The organism is Limosilactobacillus portuensis (assembly GCF_014838735.1).
Taxonomy (GTDB): domain Bacteria; phylum Bacillota; class Bacilli; order Lactobacillales; family Lactobacillaceae; genus Limosilactobacillus; species Limosilactobacillus portuensis.
On sequence record NZ_JABUXQ010000006.1, the window covers coordinates 39879 to 62675 of the forward strand.

The 22797-nt window shown below is 40.2% G+C and carries 21 protein-coding genes and 3 pseudogenes; 5 read left to right on the forward strand and 19 right to left on the reverse strand.

The window, feature by feature from the left end; genetic code table 11:
* Positions 1-68: 68 nt before the first annotated feature.
* The 7 genes and pseudogenes from typA to pdhA all read right to left on the reverse strand — a co-directional run bounded on the left by typA (position 69) and on the right by pdhA (position 8107).
* Complete coding sequence (typA, locus tag HUK49_RS02935) at positions 69-1913, reverse strand: translational GTPase TypA (RefSeq protein ID WP_191912593.1); 1845 nt, start codon at positions 1911-1913, stop codon at positions 69-71.
* 107 nt (positions 1914-2020) lie between these two features.
* Positions 2021-2806, reverse strand: a pseudogene (locus HUK49_RS02940) (inositol monophosphatase family protein).
* Positions 2796-3092 (reverse strand): UPF0223 family protein, encoded by a 297-nt coding sequence (locus HUK49_RS02945; RefSeq protein ID WP_191912594.1) that lies wholly within the window; start codon positions 3090-3092, stop codon positions 2796-2798. Before HUK49_RS02945 ends, HUK49_RS02940 begins: the two are co-directional and overlap by 11 nt.
* Before the next feature lie 119 nt (positions 3093-3211).
* Entirely contained in the window at positions 3212-4639 is a 1428-nt protein-coding gene (lpdA, locus tag HUK49_RS02950) for a dihydrolipoyl dehydrogenase (protein WP_191912595.1), read from the reverse strand.
* Positions 4640-4644: 5 nt separating this feature from the next.
* Complete coding sequence (locus tag HUK49_RS02955) at positions 4645-5976, reverse strand: 2-oxo acid dehydrogenase subunit E2 (protein WP_191912596.1); 1332 nt, start codon at positions 5974-5976, stop codon at positions 4645-4647.
* Positions 5977-6020: 44 nt separating this feature from the next.
* On the reverse strand, positions 6021-6998 hold the full coding sequence (locus HUK49_RS02960) for an alpha-ketoacid dehydrogenase subunit beta (RefSeq protein ID WP_102169054.1): 978 nt from the start codon (positions 6996-6998) through the stop codon (positions 6021-6023).
* Between the two features lie 2 nt (positions 6999-7000).
* Complete coding sequence (gene pdhA / locus HUK49_RS02965; protein WP_191912597.1) at positions 7001-8107, reverse strand: pyruvate dehydrogenase (acetyl-transferring) E1 component subunit alpha; 1107 nt, start codon at positions 8105-8107, stop codon at positions 7001-7003.
* 316 nt (positions 8108-8423) lie between these two features.
* On the opposite strand from pdhA, the gene def reads away from it, so the two are divergent.
* Positions 8424-8987, forward strand: a complete 564-nt coding sequence (def, locus tag HUK49_RS02970; RefSeq protein WP_191912598.1) for a peptide deformylase — start codon at positions 8424-8426, stop codon at positions 8985-8987.
* A gap of 76 nt (positions 8988-9063) precedes the next feature.
* On the opposite strand, the gene HUK49_RS02975 is transcribed toward def, so the two are convergent.
* A complete protein-coding gene (locus HUK49_RS02975) occupies positions 9064-9552 on the reverse strand; it encodes a hypothetical protein (RefSeq protein ID WP_235980942.1) in 489 nt (162 codons plus the stop codon).
* Positions 9553-9687: 135 nt separating this feature from the next.
* On the opposite strand from HUK49_RS02975, the gene HUK49_RS02980 reads away from it, so the two are divergent.
* Both HUK49_RS02980 and HUK49_RS02985 read left to right on the forward strand, forming a co-directional pair.
* Positions 9688-9900, forward strand: a complete 213-nt coding sequence (locus HUK49_RS02980) for a DNA-directed RNA polymerase subunit epsilon (protein ID WP_003716860.1) — start codon at positions 9688-9690, stop codon at positions 9898-9900.
* A gap of 68 nt (positions 9901-9968) precedes the next feature.
* Positions 9969-10907, forward strand: a complete 939-nt coding sequence (locus HUK49_RS02985) for a diacylglycerol/lipid kinase family protein (protein WP_191912600.1) — start codon at positions 9969-9971, stop codon at positions 10905-10907.
* A gap of 65 nt (positions 10908-10972) precedes the next feature.
* Here HUK49_RS02985 and HUK49_RS02990 read toward each other — a convergent pair whose 3' ends face one another.
* The 3 genes from HUK49_RS02990 to HUK49_RS03000 form a co-directional block, all read right to left on the reverse strand.
* Complete coding sequence (locus tag HUK49_RS02990) at positions 10973-11611, reverse strand: DUF421 domain-containing protein (RefSeq protein WP_178695388.1); 639 nt, start codon at positions 11609-11611, stop codon at positions 10973-10975.
* A gap of 11 nt (positions 11612-11622) precedes the next feature.
* Positions 11623-12066: a DUF3290 family protein gene (locus HUK49_RS02995; RefSeq protein ID WP_102169048.1), complete on the reverse strand. Its 444-nt coding sequence runs from the start codon at positions 12064-12066 to the stop codon at positions 11623-11625.
* Between the two features lie 95 nt (positions 12067-12161).
* Entirely contained in the window at positions 12162-13433 is a 1272-nt protein-coding gene (locus HUK49_RS03000) for a C40 family peptidase (protein ID WP_191912601.1), read from the reverse strand.
* A gap of 269 nt (positions 13434-13702) precedes the next feature.
* Between HUK49_RS03000 and HUK49_RS11160 the strand changes: the two genes are divergently transcribed.
* A complete protein-coding gene (locus HUK49_RS11160) occupies positions 13703-13888 on the forward strand; it encodes a thioredoxin domain-containing protein (RefSeq protein WP_235980943.1) in 186 nt (61 codons plus the stop codon).
* A gap of 18 nt (positions 13889-13906) precedes the next feature.
* Positions 13907-14128 (forward strand): annotated as a pseudogene (locus HUK49_RS11165) (ArsC/Spx/MgsR family protein); the annotation flags it as partial.
* Between the two features lie 157 nt (positions 14129-14285).
* On the opposite strand, the pseudogene HUK49_RS03010 reads toward HUK49_RS11165, so the two are convergent.
* From HUK49_RS03010 to HUK49_RS03045, 8 genes and pseudogenes are all read right to left on the reverse strand, one after another.
* Positions 14286-15257 (reverse strand): annotated as a pseudogene (locus tag HUK49_RS03010) (ribose-phosphate diphosphokinase).
* Positions 15258-15330: 73 nt separating this feature from the next.
* Entirely contained in the window at positions 15331-17805 is a 2475-nt protein-coding gene (gene recD2 / locus HUK49_RS03015; protein WP_191912602.1) for an SF1B family DNA helicase RecD2, read from the reverse strand.
* Between the two features lie 24 nt (positions 17806-17829).
* Positions 17830-18522, reverse strand: a complete 693-nt coding sequence (locus HUK49_RS03020) for a tetratricopeptide repeat protein (RefSeq protein WP_191912603.1) — start codon at positions 18520-18522, stop codon at positions 17830-17832.
* Positions 18523-18537: 15 nt separating this feature from the next.
* On the reverse strand, positions 18538-19194 hold the full coding sequence (locus HUK49_RS03025) for a histidine phosphatase family protein (RefSeq protein WP_191912604.1): 657 nt from the start codon (positions 19192-19194) through the stop codon (positions 18538-18540).
* Between the two features lie 134 nt (positions 19195-19328).
* Positions 19329-20462: a tRNA 2-thiouridine(34) synthase MnmA gene (gene mnmA, locus HUK49_RS03030; protein ID WP_102169041.1), complete on the reverse strand. Its 1134-nt coding sequence runs from the start codon at positions 20460-20462 to the stop codon at positions 19329-19331.
* A gap of 107 nt (positions 20463-20569) precedes the next feature.
* Positions 20570-20917 (reverse strand): DUF1831 domain-containing protein, encoded by a 348-nt coding sequence (locus tag HUK49_RS03035; RefSeq protein ID WP_102169040.1) that lies wholly within the window; start codon positions 20915-20917, stop codon positions 20570-20572.
* Entirely contained in the window at positions 20917-22083 is a 1167-nt protein-coding gene (locus HUK49_RS03040; RefSeq protein WP_191912605.1) for a cysteine desulfurase family protein, read from the reverse strand. The genes HUK49_RS03035 and HUK49_RS03040 overlap by 1 nt, the downstream gene beginning before the upstream one ends.
* Positions 22084-22098: 15 nt before the next feature.
* A complete protein-coding gene (locus HUK49_RS03045) occupies positions 22099-22794 on the reverse strand; it encodes a 5'-methylthioadenosine/adenosylhomocysteine nucleosidase (protein WP_191912606.1) in 696 nt (231 codons plus the stop codon).
* Positions 22795-22797 lie beyond the last annotated feature (3 nt).

The following is a 22797-nucleotide window of genomic DNA, read 5'->3' on the forward strand; positions in this document are numbered from 1 at the left end:
GAAAAATAGTCCTGAAGATGATGTAAAGACTACCATCCACAGCACTATTCTTAAAATAATATTATTAATTACTTCCGTGAAGCAGCACGACGACGCTTAGCTTCCTTTTCACGGGCATTAGTATTCAAGATCTTCTTCCGCAGACGAATATTTTCTGGAGTAACTTCACAGTATTCGTCCTCATTCAAGAATTCAAGTGATTCTTCAAGTGAGAAGTGAGTAGGTGTCTTGATATGAGCCATTTCATCGGAACCAGCAGCCCGAACGTTAGTCAAGTTCTTACCCTTGGTGATGTTAACCGTAATATCATTTTCACGACTGTTCTCACCAACGATCATTCCCTCGTAAACTTCAGTACCTGGATCAATCAATAATTGTCCACGACTTTCAATTCCCATCATAGCATAGGTGGTTGCCTTACCGGCATTCATGGAAACAAGAGTACCCTTTTGTCGACCAGGGTTCCAATTCTTAATTACAGGAGCATACTTTTCAAAGGTATGACTCATAATTCCGTAACCACGGGTCATCGTCATAAATTCGGTTGAATAACCGATCAATCCACGTGATGGTGCTAAGAAGATTAACCGAGTTTGACCATTCTCACCTGGTTTCATGTTCTTCATTTCACCCTTCCGCTTGGAAAGACTATCAATAACTGAACCAGTGTATTCATCTGGTGTATCAATTTGAACTTCTTCGAATGGTTCACACATTACACCATCAATTTCCCGGTAGATAACTTCTGGACGTGATACTGATAATTCATAACCCTCACGACGTAAAGTTTCAATTAAAATTGAGAGGTGTAATTCACCACGACCTGAAACAGTCCAGGCACCTGGATCATCCGTATCTTCAACCTTTAATGAAACATCAGTCTGCATTTCACGCTTCAACCGGTCTTCAAGTTGACGGGCAGTAACAAACTTACCTTCACGACCAGCAAATGGTGAATCATTAGTCCGGAAGGTCATCCGTAATGTCGGCGGATCAATCCGCAATGGTGTAATTGCTTCTGGATGTTCTGGATCTGTTACGGTTTCACCAACATTGATGTCTTCCATTCCGGATACAGCAATTAAGTCACCGGCTTCAGCTTCCTTAATTTCCAACCGCTTCAATCCGAAGAAACCGAATAACTTAGTAACCCGGAAGTTCTTCTTTGAGCCGTCAAGCTTCATTAAGGTAACGTTATCACCAACCTTGATCTTGCCACGGAAGACCCGACCAATACCAATTCGACCAACGAAGTCATTGTAATCCAAGATCGCAACTTGGAATTGAAGAGGTTCATCAGAGTTATCAATTGGTGCAGGAATCGTCTTGATAATGGTATCAAACAATGGCTTCATGGTATGTTCTTGAGTAGAAATGTCAGAATCATAGCTTGAAGTACCGTTCATTGCTGAAGTGTAAACAACAGGGAAGTCAAGTTGATCTTCATCAGCCCCTAATTCAATAAAGAGGTCAAGAACTTCGTCAACAACTTCTTCAGGACGAGCACCCTTACGGTCAACCTTGTTGATAACAACAATTGGTGTAAGGTGTTGTTCAAGAGCCTTCTTCAAAACGAACCGGGTCTGCGGCATGGTTCCTTCAAAGGCATCAACAACCAAAAGAACACCATCAACCATCTTCATAACCCGTTCAACTTCACCACCGAAGTCAGCGTGTCCTGGAGTATCAAGGATGTTAATTTGGTACTTACCATATTTAACAGCAGTGTTCTTTGACAAGATGGTAATACCACGTTCACGTTCAATAGCGTTAGTATCCATTGCCCGATCTTCAATGGAGAAGTGTTCTGGCAAGGTATCTGATTGTTTAAGCATTTCGTTAACTAAGGTAGTCTTACCGTGGTCAACGTGGGCAATAATCGCAATGTTCCGAATGTCGTCACGAGATTTCAAGATTCAATCTTCCTTTCATCTTAACTCTACTCTAACAAGTTCAGTATACACTGTCCCGCGAGTGATTTCATAAAAAAACTGCGACAAATTAGTCACAGCTTCGACAACTATTTAGTAATCTGCCAGATGTCCTGACAAACTTTTTTCGTTGCTACTAATACAGTGTTTGATGATAGCACATTAAGCGGTTGGTCGTCAATTGTTTTCACTAGCAAACTAAGTTCTTCTGCAATTACCCTTCCGGCAGCAATATCCCACGGCTTTAACCTTGACGTATACCCACCTAATTGGCCATTTAACACGTGGATTGTTTCAATTCCTGCACTACCATACATTCTTAGTCCAGCAGCCCGCTGAGCAATTTCTTGTTGATGACACTGATTTTTAATTAATTGCCAGCCATTAATTGCAATTAAACTATCTGCTAAAGAAGAATTGGCTGGTGCCTTTAATTGCTGCTCATTGACATATGCTCCATGTCCTCGCCAAGCATGGTATAAGCGCTTATTCATGACATCCATAATATAGCCTAACGTTGGCTCCCCATCACAATACAAGGCTACCATAATGGCAAAATGATCCCGTTGCTTAACAAAGTTTAGCGTTCCATCAATCGGGTCAATAATCCAGACATTCCCATTTAAATCTGGATTGATCTTTTAGTTAAAACTCTCTTCTTCACCAACAATTCTTGCTGATGGGTCAATTTCTAAAAGACGCTTCCTAATTAATTGTTCATTCTGGCGATCAACATTGGTCACCAAATCATTAGCTGACGACTTAGTATCAACCTTAAGCGGTGTATTCATTAGCTCAATTGTCTGCTCCCGAACATTCCACAAAAGTTCTTGAACTTTTTGGTCAAACCTTTCTAGTGTTTCACTATTTATCATCCTGATTCACCCGTATCTTCCCAGCTGTTTTTTCTTTTGCTGCCTGCATTACCTTATATAAGGAATAGCCAGAAACATCCTCAAAGCGTTTTCCTAGCTGTTTTTCATAAGCCTTTGAGTTTGCTACCTGCTTAAACTTTTTATACTGATCGATAATTGCCTGCCGGTCAACACCAATCTCATACGCATCTTCTACTACCCGAAACATCCCAATCACTTCGTTCATTTCATCAATTGTCCAATCAGGATCAATCGGATAAGAATAACTATTCTGCTTAGTCGCCATCAACCATCACATTCTTTCATTATATTGTTATCTACTACCATTTATTTTAGCTTTAAACCCACAAAACACGCTACCAAAATGATAGCGTGTTTTGGAATTATGGATGTTTTTTCGACATTCTAAATGTGAGTTGGGAAACCAAGAGCAACATCAGCTGCTTCTTGAATTGGTTCATTCAATGTTGGGTGTGGGTGAATTGTCAAAGCAACATCTTCAACGTTCATTCCACAGTTAACAATCAATGAAAGTTCTCCAGCTAACGTACTTGCTTCTGGGCCAACTACTTGTGCACCAACAACGTTCTTCTTATCCTTAGTGTAGATAAAGCGAACGAATCCTTCTGGCTCATCAAGTGAAACGGCACGTGCATTACCGGCAAATGGGAATTGTGCTGTAGCAACTTCGATTCCCTTTTCCTTAGCTTGGTCAGCGTTCATACCAACTTCAGCCAATTCTGGATCTGCGAAGCAAACTGCAGGAACACCAACCCAATCATTGGCAGTATTCTTACCAGCAATTGCACCAGCAGCGGTCTTCCCTTCGAAGAATGCCTTGTGTGCTAAAGCGGGACCTGGAACAATGTCACCAATAGCATAGATATGATCAACCGAGGTCTTACCTTGCTTATCAACAACAACCTTACCATGGTCATCCAGCTTAACACTGGTCATTTCAAGACCAAAGTTGTCGGTGTTTGGCTTCCGACCTACTGAAACCATGCAGTAGTCAGCAGTTAATGATTGTTCCTTACCGTCTACCTCATAGTTAACAGTAACGCTCTTGTCATCCTGTGAAGAACTCTTTGCCATTGCGTTTGTAACAATGTCAATGCCCTTCTTCTTCAAGTTCTTTTCAACAACTTTAACCATGTCTTTGTCAAAGCCATTCAAAATTGAACCGGTTCCTTCAAGAATTGTTACGTGTGAACCAAGGTCAGCATATGCACCAGCCAATTCAGTACCGATGTAACCACCACCGATAACAACGAACTCTTTTGGAATTTCAGGAAGGTTCAAGCCACCGGTAGAATCAATAACCCGACCATCAAACTTGAAGCCCCTGATTTCAACTGGACGTGAACCAGTAGCAAGAATTAAGTTATTCCACTTAATTACCCGGCCGTTATCATTATCCATGAATTGCTTAGGACCAGTCTTCATAACCCGAAGTTGTGAGTCATTGTCCATAACAGCTTCACCATCAATGATTTCAACCTTGTGCTTCTTTAAGAGCATCTCAACACCACGGGTCATCCGGTCAACAACCTTGTGTTGCTTCCAATCTTGAGTCTTTGCAAAGTCAATTGAAGCATCAGTCTTTGAGATTCCGTATGTTGAAGAATCTTTAGCTTGTTGCAAACGGTGACCAGCAGCAATTAATGCCTTTGATGGAACACAACCAACATTAAGACATACACCACCAAGTCCTGGTTCACCCTTTTCAATCAAGGTAACCTTTTGACCTAATTCTGAGGCACGAATAGCGGCAACGTAACCACCAGGACCTCCACCTACAATAACAGTATCTTTTTGTTCAACATCAGCCATACTAATTAGCCCTCCATCATTAATAATTCAGGATCTTCAAGGAGCTTCTTCAAGTAGTTCAAAGCTTCTGTAGCAAGGGCACCATCAATCAAACGGTGATCAACGGTTAATGACAACTTCATGTTGTGACCAACGACAATTTCACCATCTGCGTTAACAATTGGTTCAGTTGCAATTGTACCCATACCAAGGATAGCTACTTCTGGTTGGTTGATGATTGGGGTGAACCAGCCACCACGCATTGAACCAATGTTAGAAATAGTCATGCAGCCATGAGCCATGCTATCAGGGCTAAGCTTGTTTTCTTCAGCAGCTTCAGCGTTATCAGAAATTTCCTTAGCGATTTCAAACATGCTCTTTGAGTCAGCATTCTTAATGTTAGGGTTGTAAAGACCGTGATCAGTGCTTGTAGCAATGCCAATGTTGTAGTAGTGCTTTTGAACAAGTTCTTGAGTACTGTCATCAATTGAACTATTGAATTCTGGGTACTTCTTCATCATCGCAATCAGAGCCTTAACAACGTAAGGTAAGAATGTTAAGTGAATGCCTTGATCAGCGGCAATAGCCTTGTACTTCTTCCGGTTAGCCATCATCTTTGAAACTTCAGCGTTTGCGAAGACAGTAACCATTGGACTGATGTCAACAGAATCACGCATGTTCTTAGCAATGATTTGACGCATCTTGGATAATGGTTCACGAGTTTCAGCATCCTTGCCGGCACCTTCATAAGGCTTAATAGTATTACCCGCAGCTGGAGCACTAGCAGCAGGAGCGGTAGCAGCAGCGGCTGGAGCACTAGCAGCATTCCCGTTGAAGTTATCAATATCAATCTTCAATACTTGTCCGTGATTACCACTTGGTTGAACCAATGAAATATCAACGCCCTTGTCACGAGCATATTGACGTACAGATGGCATTGCCATAACAAGCTTGTTAGGTTCAGCTAATGGTGCTACTCCGCCTTGCTTTGGAGCAGGTGCAGGTTCACTAGAAGCAGCTGGGGCTTCACTCTCAGCTGGAGCACTTGATTCTTCAGCAGCAGTGTCGTCAGCACTGTCATCGGCATCTTCAGCGTCAACGTTTGTGCTTACGCCATCCTTGCCATCATCGATCAATACAAGGTCATTACCCTTTTCAACGTGGTCGTCTTCCTTTGCTTCGATCTTCTTAATCGTCCCAGCAACAGGAGAAACAAGTTGGGTAGTTGATTTATCAGTTTGAATTTCTACTAATGGGTCACCATCTTTGACTTGGTCGCCTTCCTTAACTAAGAAAGAAGCGATGTCCCCTTCAGTCAAACCTTCACCCATTTCAGGTAGTCTAAATTTATAAGCCATATCGATTTAACTTCCTTTCTTAATCAGTGGTGTATGCACCGCGATTAATAATTAACAGCTTGTGTTGCGGCATCTTCAATGTCATCAGCACCAGGAAGCCATACATTTTCTGCTTGTGGGAATGGGTAAACAGAGTTTGGAGCAGCTACACGAATAACTGGAGCATCCAAGTACATGATGGCACCTTCTGAAATAGCAGAAGCTACTTGTGCACCGACACCGGCCATCTTTTGTGCTTCTTGAACAATTACTACACGGTGAGTCTTCTTGATAGATTCAAAGATAGTGTCTGTGTCAAGTGGGTAAAGTGAACGGAGATCGATAATTTCTGCTGAGATATTCTTCTTAGCAAGCTTCTTAGCAGCCTTTTGAGCTTCTGAAACTTCACCACCATAAGCAATGATTGTTACATCGTTACCTTCTTCAACGACATTTGCCTTGTCCAAAGGAACAGTGTACTTGTCATCAGGAACTTCGCCCTTAACTGAACGGTAGAGACGAAGGTTTTCAAGGAAGAGAACTGGGTCATTATTTTCAATAGCGGAAATAACAAGTCCCTTAGCATCATAAGCTGAACTTGGGGTAACAACACGAAGACCTGGAATACCTACAAAGAAGTTTTCAAGATCGTCCCCGTGTAATTCAGCAGTATGAGTACCACCACCGTATGGAGTACGGATAGTGATTGGCATGTTCTTAGTACCATCATATTGGAAACGTACACGTGACATTTGTCCGGCAATTGAGTCCATTGCTTCAAAAGTGAAGCCCATGAATTGAATTTCTGGAACTGGACGCCAACCAGTAGCGGCTAAACCAATTGACAGACCTAAAATACCAGATTCAGCTAATGGTGTACTAAATACACGGTCCTTACCGTACTTTTCTTGCAAGCCGTTAGTAGCACGGAAGACACCACCGTTTTTACCAACATCTTCACCGAAGACCAAGGTCTTTGGATCTTCAGCCAAAGCAATGTCAATACCTTCAGTAATAGCTTTGATATAAGTCTTTTTAGCCATGATTACTTCGACTCCTTTGCTTCGTACTTCTTAATTTGTTCTTTGATATCTGGGGTTGGAACTTCGAAGGTCCGCTTAAGCATGTCTGTAACCTTTTCTGGTTCTACAGAGTCAGCTTCCTTCATAGCCTTCTTGAAGTCTTCCTTGCATTCATCAGCATACTTGTTTTCTTCGTCTTCAGACCAGAGACCTTTCTTAGTCAAGTACTTACGAAGCCGAATTAATGGATCCTTGTCGAACCATGGCTTTTCTTCTTCCTTAGTACGGTAACGACTAGGATCGTCACCAGCAGAACTGTGAGCACCAAACCGGTATGTTAAGGTTTCAATTAATACTGGACCATTGCCGGCAGCAGCGAATTCACGAGCTTCCTTAGCAACTTCATAACATGCCAAGATATCCATTCCGTCAACTTGAACACCTGGAATACCAGCTGCAACACCCTTTTGAGCAATGGTTTGAGCATAAGTTTGAAGCTTCAGTGGGTATGAAATTGCCCAGCCGTTGTTTTGAATAATGAATACGGCAGGAGCTTGGAATGCACCAGCAAAGTTCATTCCTTCGTAGGTGTCACCTTGTGATGAACCACCTTCACCGGTATAAGCATAAGCAACGGCATCCTTTTCACCGTTCTTCTTAATACCAAGAGCACCACCGGCCATTTCAACCATTTGGGCACCAATGATAATTTGTGGACGTAATGCACGAGCATCAAACATGTTGCCTTTGAGGTGACCCTTTGACCAAAGGTACATTTGAGCAACAGTTGCACCGTGTTGAATTAATTGAGGTAAGTCACGATATGCAGGGAATAAGAAGTCATTCTTCTCAAATGCAGCCGCGGTCCCCATTTCTGAGGCCTCTTCACCCCAAGTTGGGGCATAAAATCCTAAACGACCTTGCTTTGAGAAACTCATGGTTTGTTCGTGAAGTGCACGTTCCCAAACCATCTTCTTCATTAAGTCAACTAACAGATCATCACTGAAGTTAGCCATTAAATCCTTGTTAACGACATTCCCATCATTATCGAGAATTTGAACAGGCTTTGCATATGGAGCGCCTTCTTCAGCTTTAATCTTTGCAAAGTCAACAGCTTTGGTATTGGCCATTATAAAACATCCCTTTCCAAATCCAATTAACATCATCGTAAGCGATTACTTACCTTACTTACATTATTTAGTATACCTCTCTTTCAACATAATACAAGCGATTTCATAGACTTATTTTGATTAATTTGACTAATATTTTCTTAAATTGTATACGTTTTCAACAAAATTGATTGTTTGTTCTTTATTTTTTTACTTTTCCTTGTTTTTACCGTTATTTTTATTCAATTTCAGTTTGTGATAAACTACTATTTGTTTGAACAATCAATTTTAAACGATTAATAATGTAGATTAATTTTTTATTTGGAGGATGATCATTGTGTATTTAATGAAAGATATTGTTCGCGATGGTGACCCTGTCTTACGGAAGCGTGCTGCAAAAGTAACATTTCCACTTTCAGCAGAAGATCAAGAATTTGCCAAGCGTGCAATGGAATATCTTGAAGTGAGTCAGGATCCAGAACTATGTAAGAAATATAAGCTCCGTGCTGGTGTCGGCCTAGCAGCGCCACAAGTTGGTATTTCAAAGCAAATGGCTGCTGTCCTGGTTCCATCCCTAGACGAAGAGGACAATCAGCCTTCATTCAAAGATGTTATCATTAATCCGGTAATCGTCAGTGAATCTGTACAATACGGAGCACTCACTGAAGGCGAAGGTTGTCTTTCAGTTGACAAGGATGTTCCCGGATATGTTCCCCGGCATGACCGTATCACTTTACGCTATCAAGATGTTAAGGGTGAAACTCATCAAGTTCGGTTGAAAAATTACCCAGCAATCGTTTGCCAACATGAAATTGATCATCTTCATGGTGTTCTTTTCTACGATCATATTAATAATGATGATCCATTTAAGGCTCCTGATGATACAATCATGATTAGCTAATCTTACTTCCACAATAAAATGGCTCCAGTATTCAATAATTACTGAATACTGGAGCCACTTTCAATTATAATAATCCCTATTTTTTATTTTTTTGATCATGCTGATCCAACCGGCGAAGATCCGCAATATATTCTCGCGTAGCCTCATTTAAGACATAAGCAACGTCAATATGCAGAACATTCTCATACGTCCACCAATCGGTTACTTTAAAGACTGTTGAACTTTTCTCAAAAGATTGGATCTGGTTTTGCTTAGCATAGTCAGTTAGTTTTTTTTCAAGATCCTCCCTACTAAACTGATCGTCCGTAAGATGATATTGCGCCGGAGTAAAGTGAAACTCAAACGCTAAAACACCTTTCCCCCAAACGTCTGCAACGATTTCGGAAGATAATGAAAAAGAGTGCCCGGTTAGCTGAGTAAGACAATGATTTACTGCCTGATCGGTTACTGATTGGGCCTGATTTTTTAACATTAGCGTCGCACGGTTAATCAATAGACGATGAACGGCAACGTAAATAAGAATAACAACAATAACCGCTAAGAGAACTAGCCAAAAGAACGACATAGGCTCATCCCATTTCTTAATTATATTTAACTTAATCATACCATTTTACAATTTTAAGTAACACAGTTGATTAGATGTGCTAAAATAATTTAAGTAACTAAAGTTTAAATAACATAATAAGGAGCATTTTACAGTATGACTTTTAAGGTATACTACCAACCCGATGCAACTAAACGGCCGGTTCGTGAAAATACTCAATCATTGTATATTGAAGCTGATTCAGAGGCTCAAGCATTATTATTGGTTGAAGAAAATACTGACTACAACATTGAATTTGTTGAACAATTAGACGATAAAGCTTTGGAATACGAAAAGCAAAATCCAAACTTTAAGATTACTAAGTTCTAATTGCTAATTAAGACAGTCGGGAAGAAAATCTCTCGACTGTCTTTTACTTAATCCCAGGAGGCCTAATCATGCATTATGAGATAATCCTAAATCCAACTGCAGGAAATGGAAAAGCAAAAAAGACTTGGAACATTCTCCAGCCAGTTATTGAAGGACAGTTAGATTATTCCCTCCACCAAACTGATTATGCTAATCATGAAGCTTTCTTTGCCAAGCGAATTGCTAAAGCCCACCCTCACAATTCAGATACTGTTGTAATTGTGATCGGTGGCGATGGAACCCTTCACAACGTCCTAAATGGATTAGTAAAAGCTGATTCCACCCTTCCATTATCATACATTCCTGCGGGAACCGGCAATGACTTTGCTCGGGGCTACGGGATTTCGCTGAATCCAGAAAAAGCCCTCCAGCAAATAGTTTCTACAACAAAAGCACACACCATTACAATTGGTCATTACACCGAGTCAATTAAGAATGAGGAAGGTTATTTTCTCAACAATATTGGGATTGGCTTTGACGCTGCAATTGTTAGTCGAACCAACTCATCAAAGGCCAAAAAGAGCCTCAATAAGTTGCGGCTAGGGAACTTTTCCTACCTTAGCAAGGCATTCGGTGTTATTTATGATCAACAGCCGTTCCAACTAATTCTTCAGGAACAAGGGCACCACTATATTTTCGCTAATGCTTTTATTGTAGTTGCAACAAATCATCCATACATTGGTGGCGGCTTTCAAATTGATCGTTCAGCCAATGTTAATGATGATGCAATCAGTATGGTCATTGCTGAACGAAAGAATTGGCTGCTTACCCTTTGGGAGGTTATTCAGTTTGGTCGCGGTAAATTAGCGGAATCACGTTTTGCCCATCATTTTCATGCTAAGACTCTCCATTATTCCACAACTTCATTAGAATTTGGTCAAATTGATGGAGAAAACATGGGAAACCGATTTTATGATTTGAATGTTGATACTAGTCATTATCAATTTTGGCAGGAACCGCTTAATTAAACCGATAATCGAAAATGGACCGAGAATTTGATGTTTCTCAGTCCATTTTATTATTTGTTAGTAAATTAATTATCTTTAGGATAGCCAACCAAGTGTAGTTTACCGTGAACATATTCACCAAGATAAATATCATTAATACTCTTAAAACCGGCTTTTTTTACCTGTTCAGCAATCCATTTCTCATCATGATGAATTAATTCAAGAACATCCAGATTAATTTGACCATCATTAATTAAGGGGAAACGAATATTCTCATCACTATTTTCAATTACTACCAATTGACCGTTCTGCTCCAAAATACCACTTTTAACTTTAGCAATTTCATAGATTCCATGACTTCGTAAGCGGAACATTAACTCATTGGCAGTCATTCCTGCTCGCATACAATTATCTACCAGCAACCGACCGTCCTTAATTAATAGTCGGGGACGACCGTCAATAATATTTTGAATTGTCGCGTTATGCTCCTTAGCATACTTAACGATAAACACAATCAATGTCCAGATTAATAGAACCATTACAAACTGTAACACGGTAATATCTTGGTTATAAATGATCCCACCAATAATTCCCCCAAGAACATAATTTTGTACTTGGTCGATTGCGGATGTCGGTGCTAAATTTCCCTTCCCCAAAATATTAATCTGGAAAATAAGACAAATCATTCCCAAAACAAATTTAATCGTAATTAATCCGTAATCCATAACTATCCTCCCTATTTTTGAATAATTACCCGATGATCAACAACGTGTGCACGAGTAAGCGTATAGTTATCGCCACTTGGGCTTAAATTGACCCGATAATCCTTTTTATCAAACCGAACAATAATTCCATCAGTTAGGGTTGTCGAATTAACAACAACTTTATTTGGATTAATACCGTGATCCTTAGCAACCGCACGAATAAAAGGACGCATTTGCAATGATTGTGACTGTTGAGAGTATGTCTTTTCCAAATTAGTAACTTGCAATCCCGCAAAAATTAATAAAAGAAGAAAGAAGATAATTCCTAAATCTCGATAACGAGTTTGCAATTGATGGCGAAAATAACGAAAGGAGTTAATCAAAACTAATAATATTAATACCAGGATTACAGCATAGTTTACTAAGCTATTAAATTGCTGTTGATGCATGAAGTAGCTCTCTGTATAAAAAGTCATCTATTCCGCCTCGCTATTAATAAATCACAAAAACAAGCTAAGATTAGTTCAAAATGGGATAATCTTAGCTTGTTTTATTTTACCATCCTTAATGTTTACTTAACTGTTCCAGCAAAACTTGGTGCAAAGTATGAACTTAAGTTATATACGGCAACGTTTGTTCCAGGCTTAGCCGCAGCAGCGTATTGGTTGTTCCCCATGTAAATACCAACATGGTATGAGCTTCCTTGGTTTCCCCAGAAGAGAAGGTCTCCTGATTGAGCCTGGTTAACCGGCTTGGTATTAACGTAGCTTTCCATAGCAACGGTATTGTGTGGCAACTGCTTTCCTTCAGCATTTGCGTATACATATTGAACAAATCCTGAGCAATCCATCCCACTTAACGAATTACCACCCCACTGGTATGGAACACTGTTAGAACTAGCGATCTTACTTGCTAAACTAACAACAGAACCAGATTGCAAGTTAGCATTGTTTTGACTTGCTGCTTGTTGACTAGTTGCTTGCTGAGCAACTTGGCTTTGTTGGGCTTGTGATTGTTGGGCTGGTTGAGATGCAGCTGAAGTAGTAGTAACCTGCTGACTCTGTACTACAGTTTGGTTAGTTGCAGCTGCCCGTGAAGCCGTGCTATAAGCTACTGCTTGAGTACTGTTAGCAGAAACAGATTGTTGACTACTTACCTGTTGACCAGCTGCTACAGTAACTGCAGAATTTTGTTGACTAGGAGCAGCAGAATTATAAGCAGCTGCATTGACTGTACTTGTGTATGCTGAACCAGTCATTTGTGATGATTGACCTTGTTGATTAACTGCTTGTTGGACTGTGTTCCCCATTGCTTGTGGTTGGGCAGCCTCACTAACAGCTCCTTGAACAACTTGCGGTTGAGACTGTTGAACATTTCCTGTAACGGTAAATGATTGTGGTTGAGCAACTGGGGCAGTACTTGATTGTGAGACTGCTGAATTAACGTTTTCGCCGTTAATTGATAATTGTTGACCAACATAAATCAAGTCTGGATTCTGAATATGATTCCAGGCAACAAGATCATTAAGACTAACGTTAAATTGAACAGCTAGTTCACTTAAAGTATCGCCGCTCTTAACCACATAGATACCATTCTTAGCAGCTGAAGCTGACTTAGAAGAAGCTGATGATGATTGAATTGGTGCTAATGATAACTGGCCGCTATTACGAACCGCATTAGCAGCAGAACTCATTGATGCTGGTTGTTCAGCATGATTAGAACTCTTTGCCTTTGCTTCAACAGCATTATTAGCTTGGGTAGTCAGTGCAAAAACACTTAATGCTCCCAGCGTTCCAGCAACTAATCTTGTTGATGAACTATACTTACGTACTTTCTTTACCATACAGAAACATCCTCTCCAAATAAACGAAAAAATAATTGCTAATTACTTAGTTGATAAACTCAAATCTTCTTTACCATATCATTTTTTTAGAAATTCTTGTACTAATTTTAACATTTTTAAAGATTTTATTTCTTAATCAAGTAAAGATGGGATGAAGAAAGTTACAAAAAGGTTATTTTGCTTAAATTTTATTAAAGACAAGTCAGGATTAAGACTGTTAATTTCATTTCATTGATAAAATAAAATTAGTTATAGGAGGAAGTGATCGCATGATTTGTATATATTACCACACTAACGATCCTTCAAAACGGAAGGCAGTTAAGTGGCTCACCGCTTACCAACTAACGGTTCATGAACGGAACATCGAAAAACAGCCATTAACTAAGGCAGAAATTCTTGCTCTGCTAAGCAAATCGATTAACGGGACTTCCGACTTAATTTCTACCCGTTCTTGAGACACTAAAGCACTTCAGTTAAATTCTGAAACCATAACAATTAACCAGCTAGTAAAAGCAATTCAAAAGAGCCCTCACGTTTTGAAAAATCCAATTATCTGTGATGAAAGCAAGTTAGTAACTGGCTTCGATCAAGAAAAAATAGGAATTTTTATTTCACAACAAGAACGGAAAGACGAATTGGCAGATTTATTACTAAAGCAGGATATCCAAACAAGTCATTTTGCATTTCCGATCTAAAGATGATGGCTTTACTATGCAATTATAATTATTATCTTAACGAAAAACGCCAGACTAAGTTAAAGTAATTGTTAGTCCCGGCGTTATCTTTATTACGTTCAAAAAACAGGAAACTATTAGGAAGAGTGGTAATTCTTAATAGTCTCCTGTTTTTTATTTAATGTTCAAATAACTCATGAATTGATTGGTGATTGTGAACCCGAATGATTGCCTCTTTTAATAAGTCCGCCACGGAAAGCCGGTGAAGCTTATTAAATTCCTTTTCAGTAGGTAATTCAATTGTATCGGTTACCCACATTTCTTCAAGTGGCGAGTCTTCCAGTACTTGAGGAGCATCGCCAGATAAAACTGCGTGAGTTGCAACCCCGTAAATCTTTTTAGCACCAAATTTTTGAAGTGCTTTAGCGGATAAGCTCATTCGTATACCAGTATCAACAATATCATCAACGATAATGGCAACCTTATCCTTAACGTCTCCAATAACGTATTCTGGAACTTCTTGACTACTCCGTTCACGAACCTCATCGTTCCGGTTATCAATAATTGCAATTGGTGCTTTAATTTTTTCTGCAAAGCGACGAGCCAAACTAACCCCTGCGTGATCAGGTGAAACCACAACGATATCGTTATCAAGATCACGTTTTTCTACGTACTTAGCAAATAATTGTGTAGCTTGCAGGTGATCAACTGGAATATCAAAGAAACCTTGAACCTGAGCAGCATGAAGGTCGATCGTAATTAAGCGATCAATCTTATCCATCTCTAGTAAATTAGCAATTAATTTAGCGGTAATTGGTTCCCGACTGCGTGCCTTACGATCTTGACGTGCATACCCGTAATATGGCATTACAACATTAATCTTGGCGGCACTTGCTCGACGTAAAGCATCAATCATAATCAGTAATTCCATTAAATTGGTATTAACTGGATCAGAAACCGATTGGATTACATAGGTTTAACAGCCACGGACACTTTCGTCAATCGTTACCTTAATTTCCCCATCCGCAAAGTGACTAACGGAAGCTTTACTAAGAGGAAGACCAATTTTGTCAGCAACGCTCTTAGCAAGGGGTTCATTAGAATTCAAGGCAAATAAGCGAACATCTTTCGCATCTTTTATTTCAGTCATTGTTATTCTCCTCAAGATAAAATCAACAATACACTGTTATTATCGCAAGTTTTCTTATCTGGTGCAAGCTGAACTATTTTTTAAATTCAGCTGGTCGAATTCCTTCCATCCCGATCATTGGATCAATTTTTCCTGACTTAACCAGTGCAGGAGTTAGGATCGTTTGCTTAGTTTGATCTAATTGATCATCAGAGACATCTTGAACACTAGCATGTTTCTCGCTACTATCTGATTCAAACTGACTTTCGGTTCCCTGATCAAGCGGTGATTCCAATTTACCATGATGTTTCCAAGTATCCGTTAATCTCTTTACCAGACTCGTTTGCCGGTTAACAGATTGACTATTAATTGCCGTAACGAAGGCATACGTCTCCCCAATCATTATTAGCTTATCAGCCGCTCGAGTAACAGCCGTGTAAAGGAGATTTCGCTGTAACATCCTACCAAATTCATGAACTAAGGGTAAAATTACCATCTTAAATTGGCTACCTTGAGATTTATGAATTGAAATACTATACGCCAACCGAATTTGCGACCACTCTAATCGACCATAATTAACTTCATTTCCATCAAAGTCAATTGTCATTGTGGCATTCTTTTTTCCCTTATTACTACCGTTTTCAATTGCAGTAATTCGGCCAATATCACCGTTAAAAACGTTATTCTCTGGACTATTAACCAGTTGAAGAACCTTATCACCAACTCGGAAAACCTGTCCCCGAAATTCAATCTCCTGCTTATTAGCAGCCGCTGGATTATAAACGGCTTGGGATAGCTCATTTAGTCGATCAACCCCCGCTGCACCCCGATACATCGGTGCCAGGATTTGGAGATCATTAGCATCATAACCGCGCTTTTGACTCATCTCAATTATTTGTTTCACAACCCCTGGCACTTGTCGTGAGTGACATGCAATAAATGAACGATCCGCCATTTTTACCGTTAGAGCACTTGGAATTTTTCCTTCACGAATATCATGGGCAAGGGGAATAATTGTTGAGTCTGCTGCCTGACGGTGAATTTCTTTTAATTCAATCCGTGGTAGGTCAGCAAATTCTAGCAAATCATGAAAAACCTGTCCAGGACCGACTGAAGGTAACTGATCCTTATCACCAACAAAGATAACGTGCATTGATGTCGGGATCGACTGAACCAGAACTTTAAACAGCAATGTATCAACCATTGACATTTCGTCCACAATCAATAATGAGCCTTCAAGATCCTTAGCGTTTAATTCTGTTGGCATTTCACGACCATTTAAGCCTAGTAAGCGATGAATCGTGCTTGCTGGTAAATCAGTTGCCTCACTCATCCGCTTGGCAGCCCGACCAGTTGGCGCAGCAAGTAAAATGGGGAATGCTTTTTCCTTATACTGATTTGGATCAAGAGCAATTTCATGCAGCTCAGCAAATGCTTCAACAACACCCTTAATAATTGTTGTTTTCCCGGTTCCTGGTCCCCCAGTAAGGAGCATTACCTTAGAAGTTAATGCCGTCTTAATCGCTTCTATCTGGATTTCATCATATTTGATCCCGGTTTTGACTGGAAGTTTTTCCAGAATGGTTGTAATTTGCTTCTCATTTTTTGATTCATCCTGATTTTGACAAAGCCGGTGTAAATTTTCAGCAATTTGCCATTCAGCCTTATACAAACTTGCCGGATAGATTCGTTTATCTTCATACTGAATGGTACCGTTTTTTTCCATTTCAACAATCTGCTGGGTAACTTTAGCAGTTGGAATTGGTTGACCATTAGCATCTGAAAGCAAACGCATACTTTCCTGAAGCAACGGCTTAGCGCTGGTATAAGTATCACCACTCATCATTGTTAAATCATCAATTGACTGGATAATTGACGCTGAGATCCGTCGCTGATCGTCTGCGGGAATTCCCATTTTAATGGCTACCTGATCTGCCCGCTTAAAACTAATTCCGTCAATATCTTGAACAAGCTGATATGGATTTTCACTAATAATATGAAGAGTTTCATCACCATAACGATCAAAAATCGCACTGCTAAGATTACTGCCAAATCCAAGGTCATTTAACCCAATGATAATTTGGTCCATTCCTTGGTTAGCATTCAGGTTCTCAACAAGGCTAGTTCGAACTGCTTCACGTAATTTTAAGCCATCAAGGATATGCGGGTCAGCAGTGATCTTGTCAATTGCGTGAGTTCCCAATTGCTCAACAATCTTTTCAGCGGTCTTTTTCCCCACTCCAGGGAACTGCTTACCAGCGAGAAAATTAATAATCCCCTCTTTACTGGTTGGCTGATTAGCATGATATGAGCTTGCCTGGAATTGACGGCCATATTTAGGGTGATCAATTAATTTACCTTCAAAGCGATATGTTTGATCATCGCGGAGATCACCGAAACTCCCCGTAACCGTTATTTCACTTTCGTTCCAATCAAAATTAGCGTCTTCTACCGACACTAATAAAACCTTATAAAAGGAATCAGGACTATCAAAAATGTCCGATTGTACTTGGCCAATAAAAAAGGATGGCTCTTCTGGCGCCTCAAATAGGTTAATTTCTTCTGCCATGAAAGTCATCCTTCCTTAAACTTATTATTTATCATTTTGCGACTTCTGGGTTGCTTGTAATGTCTTTTCAATTTCAGCAATCCGCTTTTCACTCTTTGTGTAGTAGTCTAGGTCAAGCTGCCGTGCCTGATTCAAATAATCCTTGTACGGTTCTCCAAGGACCATTGCTACTAATCCACGGTTAAACTGTGTATCTGCTCGACCAGGGTGATGCTTCAAAATTGCGTCATAATATGATGCGGACTGGTTAAATTCACCCAAGGCAAGGAGGGCATCCCCCAGAGCTTGATCTATTTCTGGATCTTCCGGTCGTAATTCATGGGCTGTTAAGCCATAAGCAACTGCCTGCTTATACTGCTTTTTCTTACTGTAGCTTTGGGCAAGCATTAGGTAAGAATCTACCTTCAGTTTCTTATCATCAATCTTGTTGTAGAGCTTAATGGCTTGATCAACCTTACCAACCTCATAATACAAGTTTCCAAGCCCATAATTTAATAGGTTTTGCGCTTCCTGATCACCCTTAGCTTCAAAAATTCCTAAAGCCTTCATAAATAATTCTTCGGCTTGAGCATAATCCTGAAGGCGAGTTAACAATGAACCCAAATCATAGTAGTTGTTAGCTTTATCAGGATATTCATCAATCGCGGTAATCAACTTATGCACTAAACGTTCTGTTTGTTTCTTTTGTTCTTCACGATTAGTTTGTTGTTCAGTCATTTAAATCCACTCTCCTCAGATGGTATCAGTCGGATCAACATTAGCCTTATGCAAATATGAAGTGTCATTCCACTTTTCTAATTCAAAATGTTCAGCATCATCAGTAGTCAGGATGGTAGTAGAAGTATTACTAAGACCACCACGATCCTTCAAATGTGCCAGGGGGGTTCCCACAAGCGCATTAATACTAGCATTAAGGGCCGCCCCATGGGAAACAATTAAAATCGAGCCGTGGGGATCATTCCGACAAAACTCTTTAATGGCTGCCCCCATACGGTTAATCACTTGCGCAAAGCTTTCACTTTCTACGATAGAACTATCATATTTATCTGGATGATGGCGAAAATTTTTTAACACATCAGGCCACTTTTTAGCAACCGCATCGAAATGCATTCCCTCCATTTTCCCCAGATTAAATTCTTTTAACCGACTATCAATTGTTAGAGGAACTGGCCGATTAAGATACTGTAGTAATGTCATTGCAGTTACCCGAGCACGCTTTAACGGACTAGCATAGACATGATTGATTGGAACATTCTTTAACGATTCCGCAAGCAGTTCAATTTCCTTATAGCTTTGATCAAGTAACGGTGAATCCCCGTTAGCACCTTGATAACGAGATTCAAGATTCCATTGTGTTTTCCCGTGACGGATTAAGTAAACTTTAGTCATACTATTCGACCTTTTTCCTCTATTTTAACAAAAATTAATCGCCGTGTTTCAAACTTTTCTAAATATGTATAGGGAAGCATACCACCTATATACTAATAACGGCATCTTCCCTACTTTGCATTATTTTTTATATTTTAAACGTATTGGCAAAGGTGATCATGATTATATGCCCGGTCAATAATTGCACTCCCCAGACATTCTTCACCATCATAGAAGACAACTGCCTGTCCCGGAGTAATTGCCCGTGCCGGGTCATCAAAGGTTACGGTAACCATTTGTTCATCTTCAGAGATGTGAACCGTTACACCGACATCTTTTTGCCGATAACGGAATTTGGCAGTACAGTGAAAATCATGACCATACCGGCTTACCACATCATCAACCCAGTGAATATCACTAGCTTCAAGGTGAGTTGCATAGAGGTGCTCATTTTCATATCCTTGGCCAACGTAAAGGACATTCTTCTTGATATCCTTACCAATGACGAACCAAGGAGCATTACTCTTCTTATTGCCACCAAGGCCAAGACCCCGACGCTGACCAATTGTGTAGTACATTAGTCCCATATGTTGGCCAACTACCTTACCATCAACTGTCTCCATATTTCCTGGTTGTGCTGGGATATATTGACTCAAGAATTCACGGAAATGACCATCTTCACCGATAAAACAGATCCCCACAGAATCTTTCTTTTTGGCTGTAGCAAGTCCAGCTTCTTCAGCAATTTGGCGAATTTCTGGCTTGGTATAATTTGCCAGTGGGAACAGCACCTTATCTAATTGCTGGTAGTCTAACTGGCTTAAGAAGTAAGTTTGATCCTTGTTTTGATCCTTTGCCCGCATCAGATGCATCCGTCCGTCAGCATCACGCTTTAAATCAGCATAGTGTCCAGTCGCAACGTAATCAGCACCAAGCTGGTTAGCATAATCAATAAACGCCTTAAACTTAATTTCCTTATTACAGATAACATCCGGATTAGGTGTCCGCCCCTTCTTGTATTCAGCAATAAAGTACTTGAAGACGCGATCCCAATACTCCTTTTCAAAGTTAACTGAATAATAAGGAATGCCGATTTTAGTTGCTACCTTAGCAACATCTTTATAGTCTTCTGTTGCGGTACAAACCCCATTTTCATCGGTATCATCCCAATTCTTCATAAAGACACCAACAACGTCATATCCCTGACGCTTTAATAGGAGGGCGGTAACTGAAGAGTCAACCCCGCCACTCATTCCAACAACCACCCGTGTATGGCTCTTGTCAGACATTATTTAATCACCATCATTTCAAATAGATTCTGGAACAATCTACGATAGAAGGTCGCATGTTACCAGTGTGAACTATTGTATCAAAACTTGCTAACTACTGCATTAATTTACCCTTTTGTTACTAAAAAAACATCCCGTTTAAGCATTTCTTTTAAAATAAAATGATACTGCTCAACAAATTCCTTAGCACGAGGGTGGGTAAAGATATTAATTTTCCGCATTCCGTTTCCGGTAACTGTTTCCATTTTAAACCCAGATAAATCAGCAGAAATCAGGATCCGAAGCTTAGCAACTGGCTTAAATGGATTGTCAGTATCAACACTGCCAACATATTCAAAATTTCCCCGTTTGGTTTCCTCAAACCCTAAATCAATCAGGGTGTATCGTTTAATGTCGGGACTAAGTGAATACTTGTCCGCATCGCCTTGAAGTTGAACTGTTTTTACAAACTGCATTAATCTTCAACCCCTTTAATATCTTTTAGCTTATTAACAATTTCAATAATTGCATCCACTAGGCCATTAACTTCTTCTTCCGTGTTTAATGCCCCAAAACTAATCCGAATTGATTCACTAATTCGTGGACTATTCTCTCCAAACATCGCTGTCAAAACATGAGAAGGCTCAATACTTCCAGCAGTACATGCAGAACCACCCGAAACGGCATAACCAGCAAGATCAAGATCAGTTTGCATTACATAAGTAGAAATTCCTTTAAACCATAAATTAAGAACATGGTTAAGCGCATGAGGATCTAGTTGCCCATTGACCGCAAAGTCAACTCCAGCATCCGTTAACCGCTTAACGATTAACTGCTTAAAGTGATAATAACGTTCCTGACGCTTTTGCTTTTCCTCGGGGGTATCAATGGAAACTGCCTTAGCAAATGCCGCAATGGCTGGCACATTCTCAGTCCCCGCGCGACGCTTTGTTTCCTGGTCACCACCGCGAACAAAGCTCGGGAAACTAATCCCGTCGCGACGATATAGAAAACCAACCATTTTTGGACCATTCAGCTTATGGGCCGAAGTTGACATGAGGTCAATGTGATCAGCTTCAACATCAATTGGCAAAAGACCATAAGCTTGAACAGCGTCCGTATGGAACCATGCTTGGTGATCCTTTAAGATTTCACCAATTTCATGAATCGGCATCCGACTCCCGACCTCATTATTTCCCATCATGATTGACACAAGAATCGTATCATCACGTAAGGCTGCCTTGAAATCTGCTAATGAAATATTACCATTCTCATCAACTGGCAGGTAGGTAACATCAAACCCTAATGATTCCAAATAATGCAATGGCTTCAAAATTGCTTCGTGCTCAATCGCGGTGGTAATGATATGCTTGCCAAGGTTTTGCCGCGTTAATGCCGTCTGAATGATTGCGGTATTATCGCTTTCTGTTCCCCCACTAGTAAAGACAATTTCTTCATCCTTAGCGTTAATACTTTGAGCGATTACATGACGACTATTTTCAAGGACTAGTTTAGAGTGACGACCGTAAGAATATCCCGTTGAAGCATTCCCCCAGGTATTCTCCGTTTGCTTTATCAGCTCATCAATCACCGGCTTGGTCATTGGTGTTGTCGCAGCATTATCAAAATATACTTCACTCACTCTTCATGTGCCTCCCTATTTATTCAAATCCGCAAAGAGTTGTAATAACATCTTGGCGGAACGCTTACCAGCATCGATAATAAACTCATCAAAACTAACCCCGGCATCTTCGTCTCCAGTATCAGACATTGCTCGAACAACAACGTACGGAACATCATGGTCAGTTGCAACCTGTCCAACAGCCGCCCCTTCCATTTCACTTGATAATGCATCAGGGAAATAATGGAGGATCTCTTGAATTGCATCTTTACTAGCAATAAATTGATCACCGGAAACGATTAGTCCGCGTTTAACATTCAAACCAGTCTGTTCACCAGCCTTTTCAATGGCTTGTCCCCACTTTGCGGATGCTTTAAAACGAGGTTCTTTCCCTGGTAATTGACCATAAACATAGTCAAATGCCCGTGCATCAACGTCATGGTAGGCAGTTTCGCTTGAAATGACAACATCACCAACATGGAGTCCTTGACCAATTCCACCCGCAGAACCGGAGTTAATCACTACATCAACCCCAAAGTCTGTAATCAAGTGTTCCGTTGTAATCCCAGCTTCAACCTTACCAATGCCGGATTCAACTAAAATAACATTCTGGTTATCAATTTGTCCAGAATAATACTTTTTACCACCGATTTCCTTTACCTGTTCATCATTTAATGCCGCCGTTAATTCCTTAATTTCTTCCGGCATTGCGCAAATAATTCCAAACTTCATTTT